This window comes from Kitasatospora sp. NPDC056446 (genome assembly GCF_042796115.1).
GTDB lineage: Bacteria > Actinomycetota > Actinomycetes > Streptomycetales > Streptomycetaceae > Kitasatospora.
The window spans coordinates 1-17,188 of the sequence record NZ_JBHTRF010000082.1; the positions used below are offsets into that span (position 1 = coordinate 1).

At 72.2% G+C, this 17,188-nt stretch carries 16 protein-coding genes; 5 read left to right on the forward strand and 11 right to left on the reverse strand.

From position 1 onward, the window contains the following. Nucleotides 1-53: 53 nt before the first annotated feature. The 3 genes from ACFQ6N_RS33670 to ACFQ6N_RS33680 all read right to left on the reverse strand — a co-directional run bounded on the left by ACFQ6N_RS33670 (nucleotide 54) and on the right by ACFQ6N_RS33680 (nucleotide 2,881). Nucleotides 54-422: a hypothetical protein gene (locus tag ACFQ6N_RS33670; protein ID WP_380657450.1), complete on the reverse strand. Its 369-nt coding sequence runs from the start codon at nucleotides 420-422 to the stop codon at nucleotides 54-56. Nucleotides 423-649: 227 nt separating this feature from the next. Then, nucleotides 650-1,804, reverse strand: coding sequence for an adenosine deaminase (locus ACFQ6N_RS33675; RefSeq protein WP_380657452.1), 1,155 nt, complete (start codon nucleotides 1,802-1,804; stop codon nucleotides 650-652). Between the two features lie 108 nt (nucleotides 1,805-1,912). Next, nucleotides 1,913-2,881, reverse strand: a complete 969-nt coding sequence (locus ACFQ6N_RS33680; RefSeq protein WP_380657454.1) for a LysR family transcriptional regulator — start codon at nucleotides 2,879-2,881, stop codon at nucleotides 1,913-1,915. 92 nt (nucleotides 2,882-2,973) lie between these two features. On the opposite strand from ACFQ6N_RS33680, the gene ACFQ6N_RS33685 reads away from it, so the two are divergent. The 4 genes from ACFQ6N_RS33685 to ACFQ6N_RS33700 all read left to right on the forward strand — a co-directional run bounded on the left by ACFQ6N_RS33685 (nucleotide 2,974) and on the right by ACFQ6N_RS33700 (nucleotide 5,663). Next, entirely contained in the window at nucleotides 2,974-4,275 is a 1,302-nt protein-coding gene (locus tag ACFQ6N_RS33685; protein ID WP_380657455.1) for an MFS transporter, read from the forward strand. A gap of 9 nt (nucleotides 4,276-4,284) precedes the next feature. After that, nucleotides 4,285-4,638, forward strand: a complete 354-nt coding sequence (locus tag ACFQ6N_RS33690) for an AbrB/MazE/SpoVT family DNA-binding domain-containing protein (protein WP_380657457.1) — start codon at nucleotides 4,285-4,287, stop codon at nucleotides 4,636-4,638. Beyond that, nucleotides 4,625-4,918, forward strand: a complete 294-nt coding sequence (locus tag ACFQ6N_RS33695) for a hypothetical protein (protein WP_380657459.1) — start codon at nucleotides 4,625-4,627, stop codon at nucleotides 4,916-4,918. Before ACFQ6N_RS33690 ends, ACFQ6N_RS33695 begins: the two co-directional genes overlap by 14 nt. 70 nt (nucleotides 4,919-4,988) lie before the next feature. After that, entirely contained in the window at nucleotides 4,989-5,663 is a 675-nt protein-coding gene (locus tag ACFQ6N_RS33700) for an alpha/beta fold hydrolase (protein ID WP_380657461.1), read from the forward strand. A 66-nt stretch (nucleotides 5,664-5,729) separates the two neighbouring features. Here ACFQ6N_RS33700 and ACFQ6N_RS33705 read toward each other — a convergent pair whose 3' ends face one another. From ACFQ6N_RS33705 to ACFQ6N_RS33740, 8 genes are all read right to left on the reverse strand, one after another. Next, a complete protein-coding gene (locus tag ACFQ6N_RS33705) occupies nucleotides 5,730-7,007 on the reverse strand; it encodes a thymidine phosphorylase (protein WP_380657463.1) in 1,278 nt (425 codons plus the stop codon). A 128-nt stretch (nucleotides 7,008-7,135) separates the two neighbouring features. Continuing rightward, nucleotides 7,136-7,546: a cytidine deaminase gene (locus tag ACFQ6N_RS33710; protein WP_380657465.1), complete on the reverse strand. Its 411-nt coding sequence runs from the start codon at nucleotides 7,544-7,546 to the stop codon at nucleotides 7,136-7,138. Further along, on the reverse strand, nucleotides 7,543-8,808 hold the full coding sequence (locus tag ACFQ6N_RS33715) for an ABC transporter permease (protein ID WP_380657467.1): 1,266 nt from the start codon (nucleotides 8,806-8,808) through the stop codon (nucleotides 7,543-7,545). The genes ACFQ6N_RS33710 and ACFQ6N_RS33715 overlap by 4 nt, the downstream gene beginning before the upstream one ends. Further along, nucleotides 8,805-9,968 (reverse strand): ABC transporter permease, encoded by a 1,164-nt coding sequence (locus ACFQ6N_RS33720; RefSeq protein ID WP_380657469.1) that lies wholly within the window; start codon nucleotides 9,966-9,968, stop codon nucleotides 8,805-8,807. Before ACFQ6N_RS33720 ends, ACFQ6N_RS33715 begins: the two co-directional genes overlap by 4 nt. Before the next feature lie 4 nt (nucleotides 9,969-9,972). After that, entirely contained in the window at nucleotides 9,973-11,508 is a 1,536-nt protein-coding gene (locus ACFQ6N_RS33725; RefSeq protein WP_380657500.1) for an ABC transporter ATP-binding protein, read from the reverse strand. Between the two features lie 331 nt (nucleotides 11,509-11,839). After that, nucleotides 11,840-12,901: a BMP family protein gene (locus tag ACFQ6N_RS33730; protein ID WP_380657470.1), complete on the reverse strand. Its 1,062-nt coding sequence runs from the start codon at nucleotides 12,899-12,901 to the stop codon at nucleotides 11,840-11,842. A 259-nt stretch (nucleotides 12,902-13,160) separates the two neighbouring features. After that, a complete protein-coding gene (locus ACFQ6N_RS33735; protein WP_380657472.1) occupies nucleotides 13,161-14,453 on the reverse strand; it encodes an amidohydrolase in 1,293 nt (430 codons plus the stop codon). Between the two features lie 212 nt (nucleotides 14,454-14,665). Beyond that, entirely contained in the window at nucleotides 14,666-16,291 is a 1,626-nt protein-coding gene (locus tag ACFQ6N_RS33740; protein WP_380657474.1) for a methylmalonyl-CoA mutase, read from the reverse strand. A 120-nt stretch (nucleotides 16,292-16,411) separates the two neighbouring features. Here ACFQ6N_RS33740 and ACFQ6N_RS33745 point away from each other — a divergent pair, with 120 nt between their 5' ends. Then, on the forward strand, nucleotides 16,412-17,167 hold the full coding sequence (locus ACFQ6N_RS33745; RefSeq protein WP_380657476.1) for an SDR family oxidoreductase: 756 nt from the start codon (nucleotides 16,412-16,414) through the stop codon (nucleotides 17,165-17,167). Nucleotides 17,168-17,188: the final 21 nt, after the last annotated feature.

The window sequence follows — 17,188 nt, forward strand, 5'->3', positions numbered from 1 at the left end:
CTCCCCGGGATCACCGGGGGCGGGCGGCCCGTCGCCGTGTCGGCGGCTCCGGATCAGCCGGTCAGGCCCGGCAGGCCCGGGAGGGCACCGGTCAGCCCGCCGATGGGGGTCTTGTCGAGGCCCGGGACGGTCGGGATCGCGCCGCGCTGCTCGGTGACGCCGGCGAGCGGGGCGCCGGTGGCCGGGACGGCGCGGCCGGCGGTCGGGGCGAGGGTGCCCAGCGTGCCGGTGACCTTGTCGGCGCCGGGCAGCTTGGCCGCGGTGTCGGTGACCGCTCCGGTCACCGCGGGGTTCGTCACCGCGCCGGTGGGCAGCCCGAGGCCGCCGGGCGCCGGGGCGGCGGCGGAGGCGGTGCCGGCGCCGACCGCCGCGATGGCGATGCCGAGCGCCGCGGTGCCGGCGGCCTTGAGAGCCTGCTTCATGGTTCGTCCCCTTGGGTCCTCGTCGGTGGCCGACGACGCGCACGGGATCGGCGGCCGGACGACCGCCACCGCATCTGGTCGGCGATGACTGGCACACCGTAGTGAGCAGGTCGCGTGAGAACCAAAGGGCGTTCACTCACCCGAGTGAGTAGTCGGATGAACGCCAACATCCGTGCCGGAAAAAGGCGTTCATCCGACCGCCGGGAAGGGCCGGACGGGCCCGCGGCTCAGCTGGCGCCGGTACCCGCGCCGAACAGCCACTCCGCCTTCAGCTCGGCGTAGCCCGGCTTGATCACGTCGGCGATCATCGCCAGCCGCTCGTCGAAGGGCAGGAACGCGGACTTCATCGCGTTCACCGTGAACCACTCCAGGTCCCCCAGGGTGTAACCGAAGGCGTCCACCACGTGCCCGAACTCCTGGCTCATGCTGGTGCCGCTCATCAGCCGGTTGTCGGTGTTCACGGTGACCCGGAACTTCAGCCGGCTGAGCAGCCCGATCGGGTGCTCGGCGTACGAACTGGCGGCACCGGTCTGGATGTTGGAGGTCGGGCACATCTCCAGCGGGATGCGCTTGTCGCGCACGTACGCGGCCAGCCGGCCGAGCGCGACCGTGCCGTCCTCGCCCACCGTGATGTCGTCGACGATCCGCACGCCGTGGCCGAGCCGGTCGGCGCCGCAGCACTGCAGGGCCTCCCAGATCGACGGCAGGCCGAAGGCCTCGCCCGCGTGGATGGTGAAGTGGTTGTTCTCGCCCTTGAGGTAGTCGAAGGCGGCCTGGTGGCGGGTGGGGGGGAACCCGGCCTCGGCACCCGCGATGTCGAAGCCGACGACGCCCTGGTCCCGGTAGCGGTTGGCCAGTTCGGCGATCTCGGTGGAGCGGGCGGCGTGCCGCATCGCGGTCAGCAGGGTGCCGACGCGGATCCGGTGGCCGGCCGTGCGGGCGTTGGCCTCGCCGAGGCGGAAGCCCTCCTGGACGGCCTCGACGACCTCGTCCAGGGTCAGGCCGGCCTCCAGGTGCTGCTCGGGGGCGTACCGGACCTCGGCGTACACGACGCCGTCGGCGGCCAGGTCCTCGGCGCAGTCGGCGGCGACCTTGACCAGCGCCTCACGGGTCTGCATCACGGCGCAGGTGTGGGCGAAGGTCTCCAGGTAGCGGACCAGCGAGCCGGAGTCGGCGGCCTCGCGGAACCACTCGCCGAGTTCCTTGGGGTCGGTGGCGGGGAGGCCCTGGTAGCCGACGGCGGCAGCCAGCTCGACCACGGTCTCCGGGCGCAGCCCGCCGTCCAGGTGGTCGTGCAGGAGGACCTTCGGCGCGCGGCGGATCTGGTCGGCGGTGGGGATGCGCGGGCCGGTGCCCGCGGTGGTGGGGATCTGCTGTTCCATTGCGGAAATATAGCCCCTACGCGCGTAGACCTACCACCGCGAACACTACCGGATGGTCCAAACTCCACCCGGAATTCCACCGGCCGGCCCATAGGATCCGCCAAAGCGTCAGTCGTGCTGGAGCAGCCTCCCGCGCCGGGACAGCACGAAGTCCCGGAACGCCGCCGCCGGCGGCGTCAGCGGCCTGCCCGCCGCCCAGGCCAGCCCGATCGCCCGGCGCGGGCGCGGCGCCGTCACCTCCAGCTCCACCACCCCGGGTCGCGGCACCAGGGCGGGCGGCAGCAGCGCCACCCCCAGCCCGGCCGCCACCAGCCCGCGCAGCGTCTCCGCCTCCTCCCCCTCGAACGCCAGCCGCGGGACGAACCCGGCCTCCGCGCAGAAGCCGTCGGTGATCGCGCGCAGCCCGTACCCCTCCTCCAGCCCGACGAACGGCTCCTCGGCCACCTCCGCCAGCCGGATCCGGCGCCGCCCGGCCAACCGGTGGTCCGCCGGGACGACCAGGTGCAGCCGCTGCTCGTCCAGCGGGCGGGCCGCGAACACCGGGTCCTCCGGCAGCGGCGCCACCAGGCAGAGGTCCAACTCCCCGGCCCGCAGCCGCTCCAGCATCGCCGCGCCGTAGTCCTGCACGAGCTGGAACCGCACCCGGGGGTGCGCCGCGCGGAACCCCCGCAGCAGCGCCGGCACCGCGTCCGGCCCCATCGTGTGCAGGAAGCCGAAGGCCACCAGCCCCACCTCCGGATCGGCCTCCGCCCGGGCCGCCTGCGCCCCCCGCTCGACCTCGGCCAGCGCCCGCTCCACCGAGGCCAGCAGCAGCCGGCCCGCCCTGGTCAGCCGGACCGTCCGGCCCTGACGGGCCAGCAGGTCCACCCCCAGCTCCTCCTCCAGCCGGGCCACCGCGCGCGACAGCGTCGGCTGCGGCACCCCGAGCAGCGCGGCCGCCTGCGTCACGTGCTCCAGCCGGGCCACCGCCGCGAACTGCGCCAGCCGGGGCGCCAGCAGGACGGCCGGGTCCTCCGGCCCCAACCCGGCCGCCCGGTACCGCTGCTCCCCGCCGTCCACCGGCTCCGGACCCGCCATCGCGCCACCACCTCGACTCATACGCCAGTGCATCGATTGTCCCTGCTTCATGCATTGGACGCATCAACGACGGCGGGCCTACGGTCGAGGCCATGCAGCCCGCCGATACCAGGGCATCCGTGACCGTCCCGGATGCCCGGACCCCCGCTCCCGCCCCCCGCACCGCCACGGACGACCGCCTCCGCCCCGGCCTGCCCGCCTTCCGCCGCGCCAACCTCGCCCTGTTCGCCGCCGGGGTCGCCACCTTCGTCCTGCTCTACTCCACCCAGGGCCTGCTGCCGGTCCTCTCGGCCGACCTCGGGCTCACCCCCGGCCAGGCCAGCTGGACGGCCTCCGCCGCCACCCTCGGACTCGCCCTCGGGCTGCTCCCGGCGAGCGCGCTCTCCGACCGGTACGGCCGCACCGCGGTGATGACGGCCTCCACCCTCGCCGCCTCCGTCCTCGCCCTCGCCCTGCCCTTCGCACCGGACCTGACCACCCTCGTCGCGCTCCGGGTCCTCCAGGGCGCCGCCCTCGCCGGGCTCCCCGCCACCGCCATGGCCTACCTCGCCGAGGAGGTCCACCCCAGCGCCCTGGCCTCCGCGATGGGCCTGTACGTGGCCGGGAACAGCATCGGCGGCATGGGCGGCCGGCTGCTCTCCGGCTGGACGGCCGCCGCCCTCGGCTGGCGCTGGGGCCTCGCCGCCTCCGCCGTCCTGGCCCTGCTCGCCACGCTCGCCTTCCGGCTGCTGATCCCCGCCGCCCGACACTTCACGCCCGCCCCGGTGGACGCCCGCGCCCTCGCCCGCACCGTCGGCCGGCACCTGCGCAACCCGCTGCTGGTGCGGCTGTACGCGCTCGGGATGCTGTTCATGGCCGTGTTCGGCGCCGTCTACAACACCGTCGGCTACCGGCTGATCGGCGCGCCGTTCCACCTGCCCGAGTCGGTCGCCGCCTCGATCTTCGTGGTCTACCTGGTCGGCACCGGCACCTCCGCCGCGGCCGGCCGGCTCGGCGCCCGCCTCGGCCGCCGCGGCGCCCTCTACGTCGCCATCGGCGTGACCGCCGCCGGACTGTTGCTCTCGCTCGCCGACTCGCTGCTCTGCGCGCTGCTCGGCCTGGTGCTGATCACCGCCGGCTTCTTCGCCGGGCACGCCACCGCCTCGGCCGCCGTCGGCCGCACCGCCACCGAGGGCCGCGCCCAGGCCTCCGCCCTCTACCTGATCGCCTACTACCTGGGCAACAGCCTCGGCGGCACCCTCGGCGCCGACGCCTACCACGCCACCGGCTGGCCCGGCGCCGCCACCGTCGGCCTCGCCGCCATGGCCCTCGCCGCCGCCGTCACCCTCTACGCCACCCGCCGGGCGCACGTGACCCGGCACGAAAGTCGACTGGGAAGACTTTCTGCCAGGTAGACTTTCCCCATGGCAGACCTCAAGCGCCGTCGCCGCCCCCACCTGGTGTCCACGCCCGTGCGGAAGAAGGGCGTGGTCACCATCCCGCAGGAGATAAGAGAGCAGTTGGACCTCCAGGAGGGCGACCATCTGGTGGTCGCGGTGGAGGACGGCCGCATCGTGCTCACCCCCGCGTCCGTCATCCCCGACGACCAGGCGTGGTTCTGGAGCGGTGCCTGGCAGGAGAAGGAACAGGAAGTCGACGAGGCGATCGCCGCAGGCGAGCGCGGAGACGTGTTCCAGGACGGGGAGGACTTCCTGAAGTCGCTCGCCGACGAGGCGGGACTGGACTTGGGGGAGATCAAGCGCCGTGCCGACGTATGAGTCACTGGCTCACTTCCTGCGCGACTGGAAGGGCCTGACCGCGGTCCAGAAAGCCGCGTTCCTCGTCGCGGTCGCCCAGTTCGTCGCTGACCTGCGGGCCGGACAGGGCTTCCGTCGAGGCCTCCGGGTGAAGAAGATGCAAGGCCACCCGGATGTCTGGGAGATGACCTGGGCGCCGGACGGCCGCGCCACCTTCAGCTACGGAACATCCGTCCAGGACAGCGAGCCCCACATCGTCTGGCGTCGAATCGGCACCCACGACATCTTCGGCCGCCCCTGACCGGCGAATCACCGAACCGTCGCCGTAGGTTTCCTCTCGTCAGTTCGTACGAACAGCAGAGGAATCCATCATGGCCACCTTCGTCCTCGTCCCCGGCGTCCTGCACGGCGGCTGGTGGTACCGGCCGCTCACCGAGCGGCTGCGGGCGGCCGGGCACGAGGTGTACCCGGTGACGCTGAGCGGGGTCAGCGAGCGCGGCCACCTCAACCACGGGGCGATCAACCTGGACACCCACGCCCGGGACGTACTGGGCCTGCTGGAGGCCGAGCAGGTCACCGACGCCGTCCTGGTCGGGCACAGCTACGGCGGCATGGTGATCTCGGCGGTGGCGGACCGGGCGCCGGAGCGGGTCTCCGGTCTGGTCTACGCGGACGCCTTCGTGCCGCGCGACGGCGAGTCGGCCTACGCGATCGTGGACGACCTCTGGAAGCAGCGGTACCTGGCCGGGGCCGCCGCCGGCGACGGGCACACCATGGTCGGCCTCCACCCGGCCCTCGACCCGCGCGCGACCGTCCACCCGCTGGCCACCCTGCTCCAGCCGGTCCGGCTCACCGGCGCGGTGGACAAGGTCGCCCGGCGCGTCTACATCCACGCCGGGCAGTTCGACGGCACCCCGTTCACCGAGACCTACGACCGGGTCCGCGAGGACCCGTCCTGGGCCGTGCACGCGCTCCCGGTCGGCCACGACCTGGTCCGGGAGGCCCCCGAGGAGTTCCTGCGGATCATGCTCTCCGCGGCGCAGTAGCACGACCGCGGAGCGGCACGACCCCGGGCCGTGGGACGCGGCGCGACCGCGCCCCACGGCGGAAGGTCACGCGATGCGGTCGAGCACGATCGGGTTCGGGGTGAACGCGGTACCCACCGGAGCGACCTCGATACCGCCGGCGAGGGCCTCGATGGCGTACTCGTAGCGCTCGGGGGTGTCGGTGTGGAGGGTCAGCAGGGGCTGGCCGGCCACGACGGTGTCACCGGGCTTGGCGTGCATCTCGACGCCGGCCCCGGCCTGGACCGGGTCCTCCTTGCGGGCGCGGCCGGCGCCCAGGCGCCAGGCGCAGACGCCGACGGCGTAGGCGTCGAGCCCGGTGAGCACGCCGGAGGCGGGCGCGGGGATGACGTGCTGCTCGCGGGCGACCGGGAGCGGGGCGTCGACGTCGCCGCCCTGGGCGGCGATCATGCGGCGCCAGTGGTCCATCGCGGAGCCGTCGCGCAGCGCGTCCGCCGGGTCCTTGCCGTGCACGCCGGCCGCGGCGAGCATCTCGCGGGCGAGCGCGAGGGTCAGCTCGACGACGTCGGCCGGGCCGCCGCCCGCCAGCACCTCGACGGACTCCCGGACCTCCAGCGCGTTGCCCGCGGTGAGGCCGAGCGGGGTGGACATGTCGGTGAGCAGGGCGACGGTGTTGACGCCGGCGCTGGTGCCCAGGCCGACCATGGTGCGGGCGAGTTCGCGGGCGTCGTCCAGGTTCTTCATGAACGCGCCGGAGCCGACCTTGACGTCCAGGACCAGCGCGCCGGTGCCCTCGGCGATCTTCTTGGACATGATCGAGGAGGCGATCAGCGGGATCGCCTCGACGGTGCCGGTGACGTCGCGCAGCGCGTACAGCTTCTTGTCGGCCGGGGCGAGGCCGTCACCGGCCGCGCAGATGACCGCGCCGGCGTCGCGCAGCACGTCCATCATCTCGTCGTTGGAGAGCAGGGCGCGCCAGCCGGGGATGGACTCCAGCTTGTCCAGGGTGCCGCCGGTGTGGCCGAGGCCGCGGCCGGAGAGCTGCGGGACGGCGGCGCCGCAGGCGGCGACCAGCGGGGCGAGCGGGAGGGTGATCTTGTCGCCGACGCCGCCGGTGGAGTGCTTGTCGCTGGTGGGCAGCGGCAGCGCGGAGAAGTCCATCCGGACGCCGGAGCGGATCATGGCGTCGGTCCAGCGGCTGATCTCGCGCGGCCGCATGCCGTTCAGCAGGATCGCCATGGCCAGCGCGGACATCTGCTCGTCGGCGACCTCGCCGCGGGTGTAGGCGTCGATGACCCAGTCGATCTGAGCGTCGCTCAGCTCTCCGCGGTCGCGCTTGGTCCTGATGACGGAGATGGCGTCCATGCGTGCTCCCAGAGGGGTGTCAAAAAGCGTCAAAAGCGAAGAGTGCCGCGAGATGACCGGGTTCCGGCCCACTCGCGACACTCTACGCGCGTAACAATTGCAGAAGCTAGGGCCTACCGAGTGGGCCCTTACAGCCGCTCCGGCCCGAACGCGTCGGGCAGGACCTCGCTCATCGGCTTCACGCCCGAGGCCAGCTCGACCAGCAGGTCGGGCCCGCCGTGCTCGTACAGCAGCTGGCGGCAGCGCCCGCACGGCATCAGCAGCTCACCGGCGCCGTCGACGCAGGTGAAGGCGGTCAGCCGCCCGCCGCCGGAGGCGTGCAGCGCGGACACCAGCCCGCACTCGGCGCACAGCCCCAGCCCGTACGAGGCGTTCTCGACGTTGCAGCCGGTGACCACCCGTCCGTCGTCCACCAGCGCGGCCGCGCCGACCGGGAACTTGCTGTACGGGGCGTACGCGCGGCCCATCGCCTCGCGTGCCGCCTCGCGCAGCCGCTCCCAGTCGATCGCGGACGGCGCCGAGGCCGCGGGGCCGGTCACTTGCCCTGGCCCTTGCGGTAGATCTGGCCGTCCGCCTTCGGCGGCCGCAGGCGCTGCGAGGCCAGCGAGAGCACCACCAGGGTGATCACGTACGGCGTGGCGACGATCAGCGGACGCTGCACCTCGTCGGTCAGCGCGTACCAGGCGCCCAGGCCGCCCGCCACCACGAAGGAGACCACGGTCGAGGTGTACTTGCGCCGGTACAGCTGCCAGAGTGCGAACAGGCCCATCGCGATCGAGATGATCAGGATCAGCACGTGCACCGACTCCGGGTCGCGCAGCTGGAGGCTGTCGGTGAAGCCGAACAGGCCGGCACCCATGGCGAGGCCGCCGGGCATCCAGTTGCCGAAGATCATCGCGGCGAGGCCGATGAAGCCGCGGCCCAGCGTCTGGCCGTCCTTGTAGAAGTGCGCGGCGACCAGCGAGAGGTACGCGCCGCCGAGGCCCGCGAAGGCACCGGAGGCGACGACCGCCAGGTACTTGTACTTGTAGACGTTGACGCCCAGCGACTCGGCGGCGGTCGGGTTCTCACCGCAGGAGCGCAGCCGCAGGCCGAACACCGTGCGCCAGAGCGCGAAGTAGCTGACCACGATCAGCGCGGCCGCCAGCAGCACGACCACCGAGATGTTGGTGACCAGGCCGCCGAGCACGCCCGCGATGTCCGACACCAGGAACCAGTGGTGGTTCTCGATGCTCTTCAGGCCGGAGGACAGCCCGGGAACGGTGATGTACGGCAGCGGATCCGCCGGCGGGGACTGGTTCGCCCCGGCACCGGCCGAGATGTAGTCCTTGTAGTAGATCCGGTTGACGTACGCGCAGACGCCGGGGATCAGCAGGTTGATGCCGACGCCGGAGACGATGTGGTCGACGCCGAAGGTGACGGTGACGAGCGCGTGCAGCAGACCGCCGAGCGCGCCGCCGAGCATGCCGGCCAGCAGGCCGACCCACGGGTTGACCAGGTAGCCCGCCCAGGCACCGCAGAAGGTGCCGGCGACCATCATGCCTTCGAGGCCGATGTTGACCACGCCGGCCCGCTCGGACCAGAGACCGCCGAGACCGGCCATGCCGATCGGCACAGCGGCGCTGAGCGCGGCGGTGACCTGGCCGGAGGAGGTCAGCGAGTGGTTGCCGGTGGCCATGCCCACGGCGGAGAACAGCACCAGGGCGCCCGCGATCAGGAGCAGCACCACCGGCCAGGACAGCTTGCGCTTCTTCGCGGGCGCGCCCGGCGCCTTCGAACGAGCGGCAGTCGCCGTGCTCATGCGGACACCTCCTTCTTCTCAGTGGCCGCGAGCTGGGCGGCGAGCTCGGCGCCGACCTTCTGCTGCTGGCGCTTCAGGCCGTAGCGGCGCACCAGCTCGTAGGCGACGACGACGCAGATGACGATGGTGCCCTGCATGACCGAGACGATCTCGGACGGGAAGCCGCCCTGCAGGGGCAGCTGCGCGCCGGTGGCGTCCAGGAACGCGAACAGCAGGGCCGCGAACGCCATGCCGATCGGGCTGTTCCGGCCGAGCAGGGCGATCGAGATGCCCAGGAAGCCCAGGCCGGGCTGGAAGCTCTGGCCGTAGTAGAAGGAGTTCTGCAGCAGCTCGGGCATGCCGATCAGGCCGGCGATCGCACCGGAGACGGCCATCGAGATGACGACCATCTTCTTGACGTTCACGCCGGAGGCGGTCGCGGCGGACTCCGAGCGGCCGGTGGCGCGCAGGTCGAAGCCGAAGCGGGTGCGGGTCAGCACGAACTGGAAGACCACACCGACCAGGACGGCGATGAAGAGGAAGCCCCAGAGCGTGCCGCCGGCCGTCTCGATGCCGAAGAAGTGGCTCGACTGCGAGATCCGCTCGGTCTGGATCGAGTTGCTGGTGCCGCTGACCTTCGGCGCGAAGATGCCGGGGACGAGCAGCAGACCGACGATCGCGACCGCGATGGCGTTCAGCATGATGGTCGCGATGACCTCGCTGACGCCGCGATAGACCTTCAGCAGGCCGGCGATGCTCGCGTACAGGCCGCCGACCAGCATGGCGGTGACCAGCAGCAGCGGGATCTGGATGAACGCCGGCAGGTCGACCTGCGCGCCGACGTAGGCCGCGAACAGCGCCGCGACCTTGTACTGGCCCTCGACGCCGATGTTGAACAGGTTCATCCGGAACCCGAACGCGGCGGCAGCGGCGGCCAGGTAGTACGTGGTGGAGCGGTTGAGGATGTTCACCTGGCCGTCCGACTTGGTGGCGTACGTGATCATCACGTTCCACGCGTCGAACGGGTTCTTGCCCGAGGTGGCCAGCAGGACGGAGCAGATCACGAGGGAGAGCACGACCGCGAGCACCGGCGCCGCCAGTGCGAGCACGATCCGCTCACCGCTGATCCGCTGCGCCAGGCCGGGCTTGGCGGCCTTGGCTTCGGGGTTGGGACTGGTCATGTGGTTACTCCCCCGCCTGCGGGTCGTCGGCGGTGTCGGACGGGTCGGTGACCTCGGCCTCGGTGCCCTCGGCGGCGAGCGCCTGGGCGTCGGCGACGGCCTCCGGCTCGGATTCGAGGTGGCCGCTGGCCGCACCGGTCATCGCGGTGCCCAGGTCCTCGGCGGTCACGGTGGCCGGGTCGGCGTCGGCGACCAGGCGGCCCCGGTAGATGACCCGGATGGTGTCGGAGAGCCCGATCAGCTCGTCCAGGTCGGCGGAGATCAGCAGGACGGCCAGGCCCTCCCGCTGGGCGACCCGGATGTGCTCCCAGATCTGGGCCTGCGCGCCGACGTCCACACCGCGGGTGGGGTGCGCGGCGATCAGCAGCTTGGGCTGGTGGCTCATCTCGCGGCCGATGATCAGCTTCTGCTGGTTGCCGCCGGAGAGCGAGGCCGCGGTGACCTCGATGCCGGGGGTGCGGACGTCGTACTCCTCGACGATCCGCCGGGTGTCGGTCCGGGCGGCCGACGGGTCGAGCAGCATGCCCTTGGAGTTGGGCGACTCGGTGACGTGGCCGAGGATCCGGTTCTCCCAGAGCGGGGCCTCCAGCAGCAGGCCGTGCTTGTGGCGGTCCTCGGGGATGTAGCCGATGCCGGCCTCGCGGCGGGCCCGGGTCTGGGCGCCGGAGAGGTCCTGGCCGTCCAGGGTGACGGTGCCGGCGTTCAGCGGCAGCATGCCCATGATGGCCTCGACCAGTTCGGCCTGGCCGTTGCCCTCGACACCCGCGATGCCGAGGATCTCGCCCTTGTGGATGCGCAGCGAGATGTCGTCCAGGACGACGCGCTCGATGCCCTCGGCGTCGGTCTTGGCGATCCGCAGGCCCTTGACGTCGAGCATCTCGGTGGTGGTGACGGTCGACTCGCGGCTCTCCGGGGAGGGCAGCTCGGCGCCGACCATCATCTCGGCGAGCTGGCGGGCGGTGACGGCCTTCGGGTCGGCGTCGCCGACCGTGGTGCCGCGCCGGATGACGCTGATCGCGTCGGCCACCGCCAGCACCTCGTGCAGCTTGTGCGAGATGAAGATCACGGTGACGCCCTCGGACTTGAGCTCCCGGAGGTTGTCGAACAGCGCGTCGACCTCCTGCGGGACGAGGACGGCGGTGGGCTCGTCGAGGATCAGGATCTTGGCGCCGCGGTACAGCACCTTGAGGATCTCGACGCGCTGGCGGTCGGCGACGCCGAGGTCCTCGACCAGGGCGTCCGGGCGCACGCCCAGGCCGTACTGGTCGGAGATCTCCTTGATCTTCGCCTTCGCCTTGGCGCCGATGCCGTGGAGGTTCTCGCCGCCGAGGACGACGTTCTCCCACACCGTGAGGTTGTCGGCGAGCATGAAGTGCTGGTGCACCATGCCGATGCCGCGGGCGATGGCGTCGCCGGGGGTGTTGAACTCGCACGACTCGCCGTTGATCGCGATGGTGCCCTCGTCCGGCTTCTGCATGCCGTAGAGGATCTTCATCAGCGTCGACTTGCCGGCGCCGTTCTCGCCCATCAGGGCGTGCATGGTGCCGGTGCGGACGGTGAGGTTGATGTCGTGGTTGGCCACGACGCCGGGGAAGCGCTTGGTGATTCCGCGCAGTTCGACGGCCGGTGTCGCCGTCCCCGCGCTGGGGGTGCCGTCCTTGCGCAGGGGGACGGGGTCGGATGCGGTGATGGCGATCTCCTGGTGGTCTGGAGGCGCGTCGTTGCGCTGGAGGGCCAAGGGGGAAGACGGGGGGACGGGACGGGGCCCGGGGGTACGCGTTGAGCGCACCCTGCCGGGCCCCTCCCGTGAATGTCGATCATCGCGCTGCCGGGCAGGCGGCAGGCGCTGTCGCGTCCGAGACGCGCGGTCCTTACTGGACCGGCGCGGTCGGGATGGTGGTCGCGCCGCTCTTGATGGCGTCGGCGGCGGCCTTCAGCTTGTCCTGGATGTCGTCGATCTTGCCGCCGGTGGTGGCGAGCGAGACACCGTCGGCCTTGAGGTCGAACAGCTTGATGCCGGTGAAGGGGTTGCCCTTCTTGACCGACTCGATGTACGAGAACACCGCGGTGTCGACGTTCTTGACCATCGAGGTCATGATGCTGTTCTTGTACTTCGCCAGGGCCGGCTGGGCGGCCTGGTCGGAGTCGACACCGATGGCCAGGGCGCCCTGCTTGTTGGCGACGGCCTCGATGGCACCGTTGCCGGAGGAGCCGGCGGCGGTGTAGATGACGTCCGCGCCCTTGTCGAGCTGGCCCTGCGCGGCTTCCTTGCCCTTGTCGGGCGAGTTGAAGCCGGTGAAGTCCGGCGGGGTGGTCAGGTAGGTGGTCTCGACCACCATGTTCGGGTCGACGGACTTCACACCCGCCTTGTAACCGGCCTCGAACTTCTTGATCAGCTCGGTCTGCACACCGCCGATGAAGCCGACGTGCTTGGCCTTCGACTTGTTCGCGGCAGCGACACCGGCCAGGTACGAACCCTCCTGCTCGGCGAAGAGCAGCGAGGTCACGTTGGACGGCTGGTCCTTGCTGTTCGAGTCGATGATCGCGAACTTGACGTTCGGGTTGTCCTTGGCGACCTTCGTGACCGCGTCCTGGTAGACGAAGCCGACCGCGATGACGGTCTTGTAGCCGGCGTCGACCAGGTTCTTGAGGCGGGTCTCCTTGTCGGCCTCGGCCTCACCGGACTTGGCCTCGGCCTCGGTCACGGAGACACCCAGGTCGGCCTTCGCCTTGTCGAGGCCACGGGCGGCGGAGTCGTTGAACGACTGGTCGCCACGACCGCCGATGTCGTAGGCCATGCCGACCTTGAGCGAACCGTCGCCCGAGCCGGAGGCGGTGTTGCTGTCGTTGCTCTTTGCGCCGCAAGCGGCGAGCGAGGCCATGCCCAGGGAACCCGAGAGCACAACCGCGGCGAGCTTCATTGAACGGCGCAAGGGAGTTTCTCCTTCTGACACGCAACCGTTTGGCGTGGTCGGTCGCCACCGTAACGCGCGTAGAACACGGTTGTGTTACGGGGTGCCGGAGCATTCGGGTTGTTATCAAACCGTGGTCTGAAGCCCGTCCCGAGGCCATTTCCCCTGCGCGGACGGTGGTCCGGGGTTGATTTCGGCCCAGTTTACGGAACTGCCGCCGCGCCCCCGGCCACCGGCCGATCAGCCGCGGGCCGGACGGGCCGGCCCGCGGGTCCGCGCCTCAGTCGCCGTCCTCCGCCAGGGCCAGCGCCGCGAACAGCTCCGCGCCGATGCCGATCGCCCGCTCGTCCACGTCGAACCGGCCCTGGTGCAGGTCCCGGACGGTGGTGTCACCGGGGGCTCGGACGCCCAACCGGGCCAGCGCGCCCGGGGCGTGCTCCAGGTACCAGGAGAAGTCCTCGCCGCCCAGGCTCTGCTCGGTGCCCTCCACCACCTGCCGGCCGCCGGGCCGATCGGCCTCCGGGTACTCAGGAGCCGGTGCTCCGTAGCCGAACCGGGCGTTCATCACCTCGTCCAGGAGCGCGACCGAGACCGCCTCGTTGACCACCGGCGGCACCCCGCGGTGGTAGTCCAGCGTCCACTTGGCCCGGTAGGTCTCGGCGAGCTTGGCGATCAGCTCGTGCAGCAGGTCGGGCGCCTCGCGCCAGCCGTCCAGCTCCAGGCAGCGGACGGTGCCCTCCAACTCGGCGTGCTGGGGGATGACGTTGGCCGCGGAGCCGGAGGCGATCCGGCCCCAGACCAGGCTGACGCCCCAGCGCGGGTCCATCCGTCGGGCCAGCGCGCCGGGGAGGTCGGCGGCCATCCGGGCGATCGCGGTCACCAGATCGGTGGTCAGGTGCGGACGGGCGGTGTGCCCGCCGGGGCCGTCCAGGTGCAGGACCAGGCGGTCGCAGGCCGAGGTGATCGCCCCGGCGCGCAGGGCGATCCGGCCGACCTCCACCTTCGGGTCGCAGTGCACCGCGAAGATCCGGTCGACGCCGTCCATCCCGCCGGCCTTGATCACGTCCAGCGCGCCGCCGGGCATGACCTCCTCGGCCGGCTGGAACACCAGCCGGACCGGTCGGCGCAGTTCACCGGTGCGGGCCGCCTCGGCCAGCACGAGGCCGGCGCCGAGCACCACCGAGGTGTGCACGTCGTGGCCGCAGGCGTGGGCCCGGCCGGGGACGGTCGAGCGGTACGGCACATCGGTCTTGGCGTCGTCGATCGGCAGCGCGTCGATGTCGGCCCGGAAGGCCAGGAGTCCGGTGCCCGGGGCGGTGCCGGCCGGGACGATGTCGACGAGCAGGCCGGTGCCGCCGGGCAGCACCCGGGGTTCGAGGCCCGCTTCGACCAGCCGGTCGCGCAGCAGCCCGGTGGTGCGGAACTCCTGGCGGCCCAACTCCGGGTGCCGGTGCAGATCACGACGGAAGGCGATCAGCTCGGGCTCCAGCGCCGCGACCCGGTCACGCAGTTCGACAGCGGGGCGTGCGGCGGCGAGAGTGGCGCCCGGCTGAGCGGGCTCAGGACGGTTCATCTCCCCAAGCGTAGGCCCGTTGGGGGGATTTGGCCCGACTTCCGGAAAATTAGTCCCCGGATGGGCGCATACCGGCCGGACAGGTGGGTATGACATCTCGTTTCAGCCGCCTTCCCCGGGTTGCTTGCCCTGTGCAACGATCACCCCGGCCGGCGGTCACGGCCGCCATCACCTCGACGGAATCCGGCTGTTGACGGCCGTTCAGCCGGTGCTCAGAAGCGCTCCACCGGGTCGTACGTCCCCCACACCCCGCGCAGCGCGTCGCACACCTCGCCGACGGTGGCCCGGGCGGCCAGCGCGTCCTTCATCGGGTACAGCACGTTCTCCGGGCCCTCGGCCGTACGGCGCAACGCGTCCAGCGCCCGGGTGACGGCGCCGGCCGAGCGCCCGGCCCGCAGCCGGGCCAGCCGTTCGGCCTGCTGCCGTTCGATCGCCGGGTCCACCCGCAGCGGCCGGTAGGGCTCCTCCGTGTCCGACCGGAAGCGGTTGACGCCGACCACGGTCCGCTCGCCCGAGTCGGTCTGCTGCTGGAGCCGGTAGGCGGTGCGCTCGATCTCCCCCTTCTGGAAGCCCTGTTCGATCGCGGCGACCGCGCCGCCCCGGTCCTCGACCCGGTCCATCAGCGCCAGCACGGCGGACTCCAGTGCGTCGGTGAGCGACTCGACGGCGTACGAACCGGCGAACGGGTCGACGGTGGCGGTCACGTCGGTCTCGTGGGCGAGCACCTGCTGGGTGCGCAGGGCCAGCCGGGCGGCCTTCTCGGTGGGCAGCGCGATCGCCTCGTCGTAGCCGTTCGTGTGCAGCGACTGGGTGCCGCCGAGCACCGCGGCGAGCGCCTGCACCGTGACCCGGGCCAGGTTCACCTCCGGCTGCTGGGCCGTGAGCTGCACCCCCGCGGTCTGGGTGTGGAAGCGCAGCGTCTGCGAGCGGGGATCGCGCGCGCCGAAGACGTCGCGCATGATTCTGGCCCAAATCCTGCGCGCGGCACGGAATTTGGCCACTTCCTCCAACAGGGTCGTCCGGGCCACGAAGAAGAAGGAGAGCCGGGGGGCGAAGTCGTCCACGGCCATCCCGGCGGCGATCGCGGTCCGGACGTAGGCGATGCCGTTGGCCAGGGTGAAGGCGACCTCCTGCACGGGGTCGGCGCCGGCCTCGGCCATGTGGTAGCCGGAGACGGAGATGGTGTTCCAGCGCGGGATCTCGGCCCGGCAGTACCGGAACAGGTCGGCGACCAGCCGCAGCGAGGGCTGCGGCGGGAAGATGTACGTGCCGCGGGCGATGTACTCCTTCAGCACGTCGTTCTGGACCGTGCCGGTGAGCCCCGCCGGGGCCACCCCCTGGGCCTCGCCGACCAGCCGGTAGAGCAGCAGCAGCGGGGCGGCGGGCGCGTTGATGGTCATCGAGGTCGACACCGCGCCGAGCGGGAGGCCCTCGAAGAGCACCGCCATGTCCTCCACGCTGTCCACCGCCACGCCCACCCGGCCGACCTCGCCGGCCGCGAGCGGGGCGTCCGAGTCGTAGCCCATCTGGGTGGGCAGGTCGAAGGCGACCGACAGTCCGGTGCCGCCGCCCGCGATCAGCTGCCGGTAGCGGGCGTTGGACTCGGCGGCGGTGCCGAAGCCCGCGTACTGGCGCATCGTCCAGGGCCGGCCGGTGTACATCGTCGGGTGGACGCCCCGGGTGTACGGGTACTCCCCCGGCCGGCCCAGCCGGGCCGCCGGGTCCCAGCCGGCCAGCGCCTCCGGGCCGTACAGCGGCTCGATCGGGAGGCCCGACTCGGAGAGCCGGGCCGGCTCCGGGGGGCGGCCCGGCTCGGCGCGGCGCGGTTCGGCTGCCATGGGTCCCTCCAGGGGTCGGCCGGCACGGGTCCTCGCAATGTAGGACGCGACCGGCTGCCCGGGGCCGCGACGCGGTTGAGATGATCGGGTGAACGACCGGATGAGCCCCAGGGAGTGGCAATGACCGAGCAGAAGGTGGCCGTGGTCACCGGTGCCAGCAGCGGAATCGGTGCGGCGACCGCCCGCCGGCTGGCCGCCGAGGGCTTCGAGGTGGTGCTGACCGCCCGCCGCACCGAGCGGATCGAGGCACTCGCCAAGGAGATCGGCGACCGCGGCGGTTCGGCGCGGGCGTACACCGTGGACGTCACCGACCGGGCCGCCGTGGACGCCTTCGCGGCCGGGGTCGGCCGGGTGGACGTCCTGGTGAACAACGCCGGCGGCGCGATCGGCGCCGAGACCGTCGAACACGGCGACCCGGCCGACTGGCGGGCGATGTACGAGGTGAACGTCCTCGGCGTGCTGCACATGACGCAGGCGCTGCTGCCGGCCCTGCGGGCCACCGGCGACGGCACCGTGCTGGTGCTCTCCTCGACCGCCGCGCTGACCGCGTACGAGGGCGGCGGCGGGTACGTCGCCGCCAAGCACGCCGCGCACACCATCGCGGCCACCCTGCGGCTGGAGCTCTGCGGGGAACCGATCCGGGTGATCGAGATCGCGCCCGGCATGGTGAAGTCCGAGGGCTTCGCCGTCACCCGCTTCCGGGGCGACGAGGAGAAGGCCGCCGCCGTGTACGCGGGCGTGGCCGAGCCGCTGACCTCGGAGGACGTCGCGGACACCGTGGCGTGGACGGTCACCCGCCCGGCGCACGTCAACATCGACCTGCTGGTGGTCCGCCCCCGGGCACAGGCCGCCAACCACAAGGTCCACCGCGGCTGACCCGGGCCCGGCGGGCGGCCG